Source organism: Rhodococcus sp. IEGM 1366 (genome assembly GCF_033142425.1).
In the GTDB taxonomy this organism is placed as follows: domain Bacteria; phylum Actinomycetota; class Actinomycetes; order Mycobacteriales; family Mycobacteriaceae; genus Rhodococcus_F; species Rhodococcus_F globerula.
Window position 1 is genome coordinate 7205 of sequence record NZ_JAWLRZ010000027.1, and the last position, 9951, is coordinate 17155.

6 protein-coding genes are annotated in these 9951 nt (G+C 58.6%); 4 read left to right on the forward strand and 2 right to left on the reverse strand.

Going from position 1 to position 9951, the window contains the following annotated elements; genetic code table 11:
• On the reverse strand, positions 1–429 hold a 429-nt coding region (locus R4P64_RS33810), incomplete at its 3' end, for a HepT-like ribonuclease domain-containing protein (protein ID WP_317824564.1).
• Positions 430–1927: 1498 nt separating this feature from the next.
• On the opposite strand from R4P64_RS33810, the gene R4P64_RS33815 reads away from it, so the two are divergent.
• The 3 genes from R4P64_RS33815 to R4P64_RS33825 all read left to right on the forward strand — a co-directional run bounded on the left by R4P64_RS33815 (position 1928) and on the right by R4P64_RS33825 (position 6862).
• Positions 1928–4696: a branched-chain amino acid ABC transporter permease/ATP-binding protein gene (locus R4P64_RS33815; protein ID WP_033237322.1), complete on the forward strand. Its 2769-nt coding sequence runs from the start codon at positions 1928–1930 to the stop codon at positions 4694–4696.
• Positions 4693–5469 carry an ABC transporter ATP-binding protein gene (locus R4P64_RS33820; RefSeq protein WP_116104850.1) on the forward strand — a complete coding sequence of 259 codons (777 nt, stop codon included), beginning with the start codon at positions 4693–4695 and terminating at the stop codon, positions 5467–5469. The genes R4P64_RS33815 and R4P64_RS33820 overlap by 4 nt, the downstream gene beginning before the upstream one ends.
• Positions 5470–5605: 136 nt before the next feature.
• A complete protein-coding gene (locus R4P64_RS33825) occupies positions 5606–6862 on the forward strand; it encodes an ABC transporter substrate-binding protein (protein ID WP_116104851.1) in 1257 nt (418 codons plus the stop codon).
• A 278-nt stretch (positions 6863–7140) separates the two neighbouring features.
• Here R4P64_RS33825 and R4P64_RS33830 read toward each other — a convergent pair whose 3' ends face one another.
• Positions 7141–7611: a VOC family protein gene (locus R4P64_RS33830; RefSeq protein ID WP_033237325.1), complete on the reverse strand. Its 471-nt coding sequence runs from the start codon at positions 7609–7611 to the stop codon at positions 7141–7143.
• Between the two features lie 601 nt (positions 7612–8212).
• On the opposite strand from R4P64_RS33830, the gene R4P64_RS33835 reads away from it, so the two are divergent.
• On the forward strand, positions 8213–9001 hold the full coding sequence (locus tag R4P64_RS33835) for a FadR/GntR family transcriptional regulator (protein ID WP_051730847.1): 789 nt from the start codon (positions 8213–8215) through the stop codon (positions 8999–9001).
• Positions 9002–9951: the final 950 nt, after the last annotated feature.

Consider the following 9951-nt stretch of genomic DNA (forward strand, 5'->3'; position numbering starts at 1 on the left):
AAGCGAGCTGGGGCGCGCCCGGCAGCGACCGCAAATACCCGCAGAAGGGTGGGCCTCGACCCAGCGAGTGACCTGCGCCCCGTACCCAACATAGCGGGACGGCGCCGCGGACACACCCGCGGCGACTTCCTCGGGTTCGGTGTCCATGTACAGCTGGAGAAGAACGTTGTGCGGGCCTTCCGGAGGCACTAGAGCGGTTGCTAACTCCGCGTCGATCATCCCGGCCTTCTCGGCCGCACCGAACGAATCTGCCGATTTCTGCGGCACTTCACCCAGCACGCTTTCCAATACATGATTGTTGATCGCAACCGCCAATTCGACCAGTAGCGCCAGGATCCGTTCAAGGACAAGCCCTATCGCCGGATCGATTTCCAGTCGCTCGCGGTCCAACGAACCGACGCCGACGAGCTGTCCGACCGCTCTGCGCATCGTGATCAGTCTGTGTTCGACAAATCCCCGGTCCAGGCGAGGCTGTACCGCTCGACTATTTTGATTCGCGGACTGTCGCGGCTTCCAATCTGCCACGACAGCAAGCGCATTCATCATGCTCGTCGACTCTTCACTCGAACTGATCACCTATACATAGTCCCATACTCTCACGCCTCCGAAGCCTAGATCGACCTGTCGCTTGATGAAGCACTGTAAGCGCCTCCACCGAACCGACTGACCAAGTCAACCAGTTTCGGAGCTGAGCCATCACCTATGGTTCCGCCTGACGGAACAGACAGTAGGCAACCGGGATATCAAGGCGGAGAGTCAATTTCCATGCAGTAATATCGGGTGTATTCGGCAACAACACCAGAGGTGAACTCGCTCAACGATCGAGTCGTCGATGCCGCTCTGTCAAAGCTGTCCCAACCAAGTTGGAGAGCATCCGCCCAGCCTGGGACTTGGCCGATCTCCATCGGGACACCATCGGCCGGAAGAGCCAGTGACGCCACATCCCTGGGCGTGCGCAGCGAAACGCCAACGTCAACGTCAACGTCAACGTCAACGAAGCATCGGCAGTCGTGCATCCGAGGGTAAGAAACTGGACCTAAATCACTGCCTTTCAGTTCTACATTAGATGTTCGAATGATTTTGGTGTACAAAAATTTTCGGTTTCACCTGCGGACAAATCGCCTACGGAATGCGCCGCATCAGCCTGACCCCGAAAGCGCCTCGGACCCATCGTCACAGCCACCAGAACGGTCCACTAGACACGCAGGCCTGAATCTGTCGCGAAACCTGACACCTCCGACATCTCCCACACCTCATTGGGGCGACCTCCGAGGACATTTGCACTCAGGCGAAAACTTTCATACCTAGCGCGCGTCGCCCGAGTGTGCCAATCCGCCCGCACGAGATCGCGATGCCACGCCACGTCACAGAGAGCATCTACCGCACCGAAGCCGACTTCGCTACAACCAACAAGGCAGCAAAGACCCTTGCCACCTTCATTCGATTAGGGCGGTGTTGAATTCGACGTGTCAGAAGGCAGCAAATAGTTCGATATCTAAGTTATCTATATCTTTACTCATCGTTGTCCAGTAATTGAGCTGGAGATTTACCACTCAGCACTCCTCGAACAGTAGCAACTCCGCCAGTTCAACTGACATCGGTAAGTAGTACAAATCCGTTGCGCTGCAAGTACTTATTCGACATCACTCCAACAAGCCGCACGGGCAGTTCGGGCACGACTCCCACCACAGGACGACCGACGACGCACTTGCGACCAACCTGGCCGAGACGAAACTTCACCCACTTAGTGACGTAGATCATCATGTTGTGTCATAGTAGAAACCTGACTTAGTGACCTAAGTCTCTCGGGAGATGTCGACGCGGAGGTCAGAGGCCGTCGCGGCGACTAGCTAACTGACCCTGAGGTCATCCTCAACTGATCCGACAGCAGCAGCCACTCTTCCCTTTCTAGCGAAAGACCCAAGTGATGACCCAAGATCTCCAGTTCCTGCTCCTCGGGCTGGGTAACGGCGCTGTCTACGCAGCGCTCGCCCTGGCATTGGTCATGACCTACCGAAGCTCGGGCGTAGTGAACTTCGCGACCGGCGCTATCGCGCTTTACGTTGCCTATACGTACGCCTACCTACGCAGCGGCGAACTCCTGATCCCGATACCTGGCCTGCCCAAAACCCTGGATCTGGGTGGCCCGATAGGACTGATCCCAGCGATGGGCATAGCAATGGCCATCGCCGCAGCCCTGGGCGTGCTGATGTACTTCGCAGTATTCAGGCTGCTCAGGACCGCGCCGGCCACCGCCAAGGCCGTAGCCTCGATCGCTCTGATGCTTGCCGTTCAGGCTCTCTTGGCGGCGAGGGTCGGCACAACTCCGGTCTCGGTGAAAGCCATCCTGCCTACAAATGTCATGAAATTCGGCGGCATTCGTATACCGGCAGACCGAATCTGGTTCGCCGCCATCATCATCGTTCTGACCATCCTGCTCGTGCTCGCTTTCCGATTGACCCGATTCGGACTGGCAACCCGAGCGGCTGCCGAATCGGAGAAAGGCGCGATCGTCACCGGGCTCTCCCCCGAACGAATCGCCTACGCCAACTGGGCATTGAGCACCATGATCGCCGGGCTCAGCGGCATCCTCATCGCCCCGATAGTGCCGCTCATCCCGATCTCTTACACAATGTTCATCGTCCCGGCCCTCGCCGCGGCGTTAGTCGGAAACTTCAATTCCATCGGACCAGCCGTGGCTGCCGGACTCGGAATCGGTGTGCTCCAGTCGGAGATGACCCACCTGCAGGCAACGGTGAGCTGGTTACCACAAGCGGGAATGGCCGAGTTGATTCCGCTGATCCTGATCCTCATTTTTCTCGTCTTCCGCGGACGACCGCTCCCCACACGTGGTGCGATCATCCAGAACACCCTTGGCGCCGCGCCACGGCCCAAGAACTTGGTGATCCCCACAGTCACCTTCACCGTGATCGCGCTAGGATTTCTCGTCTTCACTCACGGCAGCTACCGCGGTGCGGTGATCTTGACGTTCACCCTCGCGGTCATCGCCATCTCACAGGTGGTGGTCACCGGCTTCGCAGGACAAATATCGTTGGCGCAGTTAGCGCTTGCCGGAGTGGCCGCATTCATGCTCAGCCGCTTCACCACGGAGTGGGGAATCCCCTTCCCCATTGCCCCCGTCCTCGCAGCACTGGTGGCGATGGTGATCGGGGTAGTCGTCGGCCTGCCGGCACTACGCATCCGAGGACTACCCGTCGCGGTGGTGACGTTGAGCCTCGCAGTGTTTCTCGAGATGTTCTGGTTCCGCAACAACAAGTTGAACGGTGGAGTCAACGGAGCACGCGTCGACGACCCGTCGCTGTTCGGCATCGATCTCGGGATCGGATCCGGCGACTCCTATCCAAAAATCTCCTTCGGCATTCTCTGCCTCGCAGTACTGGTGATCATCGCCGTCGGTACGGCAAAACTACGAACCAGTCGACTCGGTGCATCAATGCTCGCGGTACGTGCAAACGAGCGATCTGCTGCCGCCTCCGGCATCAACGTTTCCCGCACGAAACTGATTGCCTTCGCGATCGGCGCGTTCATCGCCGGTCTCGGCGGGTCGTTGATGGCGTACCAACAAACCATGGCCGTTCCTGAATCCTTCTCTGCCATGGGCGGAATCGCGATGTTCGCAGTCGCCTACCTGGCAGGTGTCACCTGCGTCTCCGGCGGAATACTCGCCGGAGTCATGGGAGCCGGCGGAATAATGTTCATCTTCCTCGACCGCGTCGCCAACGTCGGTAGCTACTACGCAGTGATCACCGGGGTTCTCCTGGTTATCACCGTCATCATGAATCCAGAAGGAATCATCTCCGAAGTGCACAAAACGGTCGACTACCTGCGCCGCAAGATCACCCCCGCAACTACCGACCCAGAATCCGAGCACATCGAGTTCGAGTTGGACAGCACTACCCCGTACCTCGGCACTGCCCGTCCGATCGGTGACGTCGTCCTCTCCAGCCACGAAATCGGTGTCCGATATGGCGGCATCACCGCACTCGACGACGTCTCGTTCGATGTCCGTGACGGCGAGATCATCGGCCTGATCGGCCCCAACGGAGCCGGCAAGACCACCTTTATCGATGCGATCAGCGGCTTCGCCGACGCCACCGGCAGTGTCACAATCGGCGACCTGAATCTCAACGGCAAGAGGGCTTTTCAACGCAGTCGCTCCGGACTCGGGCGCACCTTCCAAGGCATCGAGTTGTACGACGATCTCTCGGTCCGCGAAAACGTCTCCGTCGGCACAACTGCGTCACACCATCGAGGACCGGACAATCCGCCACTCGATTCCGCTGGCCTCGACGAACTATTCGAACTACTACACCTGAGCTCGGTCGCGGACCGACCGGTCAAGGAACTCTCTCAAGGACAACGCCAGTTGGTCTCGGTTGCCCGCGCTCTCGCCGGCCGGCCGCGCGTCGTACTGCTGGACGAACCTGCTGCCGGACTGGGCAGCACCGAAAGCATGTGGCTGGGGAATCGACTACGGGCCGTACGTGATTCAGGCCTGACGGTCGTCATGGTCGATCACGATATGGAGCTGGTCTTGGAAGTCTGCGACCGGATTGTCGTTCTCGATCTGGGTAAAGTCATCGCAATCGGCACTCCGGAAGAAATACGCAAGGACCCCGCAGTTACCCGGGCCTACCTCGGCGCGACGCACACCGGACAGGAGCTGAACGCATGACCGCGGTCTTGAAGTGCACCGATATGGATGCCGGCTATTCGCAGGGCCGACCCTGCGTTCGCGATTTCGATCTCGAATTACGTGAAGGCGAAATCCTCGCGCTCCTCGGACCGAACGGCGCAGGCAAGACAACTATGCTGCTCACGCTGGCAGGTTTGTTGCCCAGTCTCGGTGGCACGGTGGAGATCACCGGACATCACGTCAAGTCCGGGCACGCACGCAGCGCATCCGACGCCGGGCTGGTGTTCGTCCCCGACGACCGCGCACTGTTCACCACCCTGACCGTGGAAGAGAACCTTCGACTGGCAGTGAAATCACGACGCGACTGGGCCGCATCGCGAGAGAAGATTCTCGGCTACTTTCCAGAGCTGGACAAGCGACTGAAAGTGCACGCCGGCGCACTCTCTGGTGGCGAACAGCAAATGCTTGCCATCGGGCGCGCGCTGATTCAACACCCGAAAGTTCTTCTCATCGACGAGCTGAGCATGGGTTTGGCACCTGTTATCGTCGAACGGCTTCTCCCGGTATTGCGGACAGTCGCCGATACCACCGGAACGGCCGTCATACTCGTCGAGCAGCACGTGCAGCTCGCACTGACGGTGGCCGACACAGCACTCGTCCTGCGCCACGGTGACAACGTCCTGCAAGGGGATGCCGCCGAACTTGCGGCACACCCTCACCTGATCGAAGACGCGTATCTGGGCGCAAACGAACGTCCGCGCACGGAAGCCGTAGAGACCGTGGACGCCGTTGAACAGAGCACGATCATCTGACACAGGGCTGACGAATACGCCGCTACGAGCAGGCATAACGAAACCCGGAGCGCTTCTGCCGTCTCCATCCACTTCACCCGGTCCGCCATGGCTTCATCGGCGGCCGATGGTATCCACCCCAACAGAAGGACCACCGATGAAACCCTCGAACGGCCTGCATGTTTCAAAGATAGTGGCGGCGTCCATTGCCGTCGTTGCGATGACAGCAATGACTGCTTGTAGCAGCGAGAGCGCAGGCGATACCTCCGACTCCTCATCGTCCTCCTCTTCGGCAGATCTACCCGCCGGCGCATTCCCCGGTATCGCCGCCACAGGCACACCTGTAAAGATCGGGTTCATCAACAACGAAAATGGGCAGGCTGTTTCACAGCCCGAAAACCGGGAAGCCGCCGAAGCTGCCGCAAAATATGCAAACGAGCAGCTCGGTGGAATCGGTGGCCGCCCTGTCGAATTGGTCATCTGCAAACAACAAGAAGAACCGGTCTCTGCACGCGATTGCGCAAACCAGATGGTCGAAGCAAAGGTATCGGCGGTAGTACTCCCCAGCAGTGGCCTCGGCCAGATCATCGCACCCATCATCACTTCAGCAGGGATCCCCTACGTCGCCGCGCTCGGTGGCAGCGCCGTCGAGACCACTGGCGATGGCGCGTACATGTGGACCGCAGGTTCCAACACTTCCCAGGCCATGGCTCAATACGCCGGAGAGAAAGGGATGAAAAATGTTGTCGCATATACGATTGATCTTCCCGCGGCAACCGGATCTCTCGAACAGATCGGCGTACCAGCATTCGCCGCCAACGGCGCAAATCTGAAGATCATCCCCATCCCCTTCGGCACCCCCGACGCCACTCCACAGGTCAATGCGGGGCTCGACAGTAACCCGGACGGTATCGTCGTCTACGGCGAGTCAACGATCTGCACTTCCATCCTGAAGGCACTGAACACATTGGGCTCGACCACCGAGACCATGGCAGTTCAATCCTGCGCCAACGCAGACGTTGTCGACGCCGTCGGCGCCGCCATGGAGGGCACTAAGATCATCGGATCCGCGGACACAGTCTCCAACTCCCCCGAAAGCGTTCTGTATCGGGAAGTTATGAAAAAGTACTCACCCAACACTCCCGTCGAGGGTTACGCCGTGACCGGCTATCAGGGAATGCTCGGCCTGATTCGTGCCACCAAGTCTGTCACCGGCACCGATACGTCGGCGGCAGCGCTAGACACGGCAATCCGTTCCGCCAAGGACGTCCCGCTGCCCGCCGGCGCAGGGCTGACCTTCACGTGCGACGGACAAGCAATCGCCGGATTCAAAGCCGTATGCGGCAACGGTCTTATCGTCTTGACCATGAAAGACGGTGTGCAAACCGACCCGACTACGGTAATCATCAAGTAACGCCGGAGTCGCCACACCGAATTTCTGGTGGATCGAAGGAAGCTGCTATCTCTGCTCTGTGTGGCAGAGATAGCAGCTGCGTTTACCCATCCGGCGATCAGCGATCGGTGCGGCGAAGTTTTACAGGACTGACTATCGGGATCGTGGAGCGCCTACGGCGAGAGTTGCGATCACGTCCACTTAGCAATGGCCGCAACTAATTCCGACGTAGAAGCCGGGCAAAAAACAACCGACGTGTGCGAAGTTGTGAACCCCACACACGTCGGTGTCTTTCTGAACTAGGACGACAACTTTCCAGTCTCGAAGTAGCGGTCCAACACAGGCTTGAGATTCCGGCTGACAATCTCGATGCGTGGACCGGACGGACTGCAGTGATAGGCCCAATACGCAGTGCCGTCCGGCCAGTTGCCTACCGCCTCGACTGCGTAGCCTCGCCGCGTCAGTTCAGCGGACTCCGCACTGACATCGTCCACCCAATAGCCCAGATGGTGAATGCCAGAACCCTCAGTGGGAGTCCACACTGAGCCTGGAACACTCTGAACGATCTCCATTCGCGGTTCGGACAGTGAATACCAGGCTTTGAGCTCGACAGTTGTATCGACGGTCGTATCGCCGCTGGGCACGGTAACCGTAGTCGGGCCTCCCATCATTTCGCCCCATTCGTAGCCGAAGAGTTCCGAGAGCTCGAGCATCTTCGCTTCTGGATCATCAGTGACGATAGCGATGTGGTACTGATCTGCAGCCTTCATTCGATCACCTGAAATGGGGTGAACATACAATCTCCATTCTCTGCCACAGGTCCACCACTCACGAGAACATCAATGTAGGTGGTTGCCTGGACATACTCGACCTGGTTGGCGCGACATATTTCGGTGACGATGCACTCACGGCGTAGTGCAGCGAAGTTAGGTCTCGTTTGGAGAACGTGGCACCAAGACGACCTAACTGAACCGAATAGTACTGCAATAAAATAGATTTCGATGGAAGTTCGTAACAAGCGCCCTTTTGCACCAATACGCGCATCACTCATGCGAACGGGAATCCTGCCCACCACTGTCGGTAGGTCACCGACCGCTTCTCCCCCGAGATCCGCCTCGACAATGGTCAACTCCACCCCCGACAGCATCGGGAACGGCGCCCGCGTTTGCGAGGAACATCTACATCCCACTAGCTCACTACATAGTTACATTTCTACAACTCAGAGGAGCTGAGACCGATCCGTTCGTCGCGATACCAGGGCGGCAATTGATCTCATCATCATCCGTTGTGAACCCGATCAAGCACTTCGGGGTGCTTTACTAGGTATATGAAGTTGCTCCAGACCAAAGGCGAGGTAGACCAGTGACTGACATGACCGAGGCTCCGGCGTTCAACCTACTCAGCACAACAGGGCGACCGGTCCGTACGCCGAAGACAGCCGAACTCGTTGCCGGCAAGCTCCGTCGCATGATCGTCGAAGGAAAACTGGTCGACGGCGATCACCTGCCCCACGAAGCAGAACTGATGGAACACTTCTCGGTCAGTCGACCGACTCTCCGCGAAGCCGTCCGAGTCCTCGAAGCAGAACGTCTCGTCGAGGTCCGTCGCGGATCACGTACCGGCGCCCGGGTCTGCGTGCCCGGACCAGAGATAGTGGCCCGCCCTGCATCATTACTCCTCGAGCTCTCGGGGGCAACGGTTTCCGACGTGCTCGTCGCCCGCGAAGCTATCGAACCCGCCGCGGCCGGCCTTCTTGCGGTGAGCGGGACAGAGGCTGCGTTCGACGAACTCGAGCGATTCGTCGACGAGGATATCCCCGCTGGATATGCGGCCGACGACTTCGGCAGTGCTGCTGCACGTTTCCACCTCCTCATGGTTCAGCTATCGGGAAATGCCACCCTTGCCCTGACCGCTGGCATGCTTCACGAGATCGTAGAACGCCACACCGTTTCCGTCGCGCTCGAGCGCAGTCGCAATGACGTCGAGACATACCAGGCAAACTACAAGTTGTTCGTACGGTCACAACGGCGACTGATCAAGCTTCTACGTGCACGTGACGAAGCCGGCGCGATAGCCCATTGGAAGAAACACATGGGTGTCGCACGTTCGATAATGCCGGCGGATCACCTGAGCGCCCAGGTTCGAGACATACTCCACTGAGTCTGTGGGCGCTGGCGCCCAGGAGAATCGCTCCTGCAGATGCTTGCCAACATCACACTGTGCGAGCGCAGCGAATTCGATTCCGACACCCCATTCGGACCATTCACCGAGACGTGAACCGACACTTGGGTGTTCCTTCCAGCTCCTTGTCGATCGTCAGGGGTGACGATACTCTCACCACCCCTGACGATCATGGTCGTTTCGGCCCTCGACGTAAAACTCGCTGCCATCGTCGAACGAATATCACCGATACACAGCGAATCCCTTGCCGAGGTTTGTTCAGCCGCATACCTAGCGCTCCGGCAACGGGGCCATGACTTTCAATTCACGCGCTGCAATCTCATCGGGATCTTCAACCCGAGAAACGTGTAGCCCCATTCCGGCAGTCCGTCCGTCGAGGTTGGTTACCGTGCTCGGCACCCAGTTGTAGACGTAACGCCACGTCCCATAGCGCAACCGCAACATTGCGACTCGGACTTCGGCCCCGGTGACGTCATCACGCTGCTATTTCCCGCACCTAATCTGCGGCCCCCGTCGTCGTTGACCACCAGCGCGTACGACGTGGTGTCGCGACCTTGGTCCGACGCGCCAGATCTCGACCCCGATGCGAGGAGTCGATCTACTAATAGCGGGACCACCAGCAGCACAAAGAGGAATGATGCGTGTCCAAATCTCTTGTGTGCAGAGAATCCAAAGCTGCCTGCGAGCAAAAACGTGGATGGACGAAGTGGGACTTGCGCCACCCCGCAACACGACCTAGAGTTCATGTGGTCGAGATCACTGAGTAAACGAAGTAAAAGATGTAACCGTCGGGAGTCGGTAGGTGCCAGGAATGCATTCAGGTGTCGGCGCTGACGGACTGGATGTGGCCGGGTGGGGCGTCGAAGGTCTCGAGGATCTCCTCGAGGTCAAGACCATCGCCCGCCCGGCCTGATTCGTGCTCGATATTT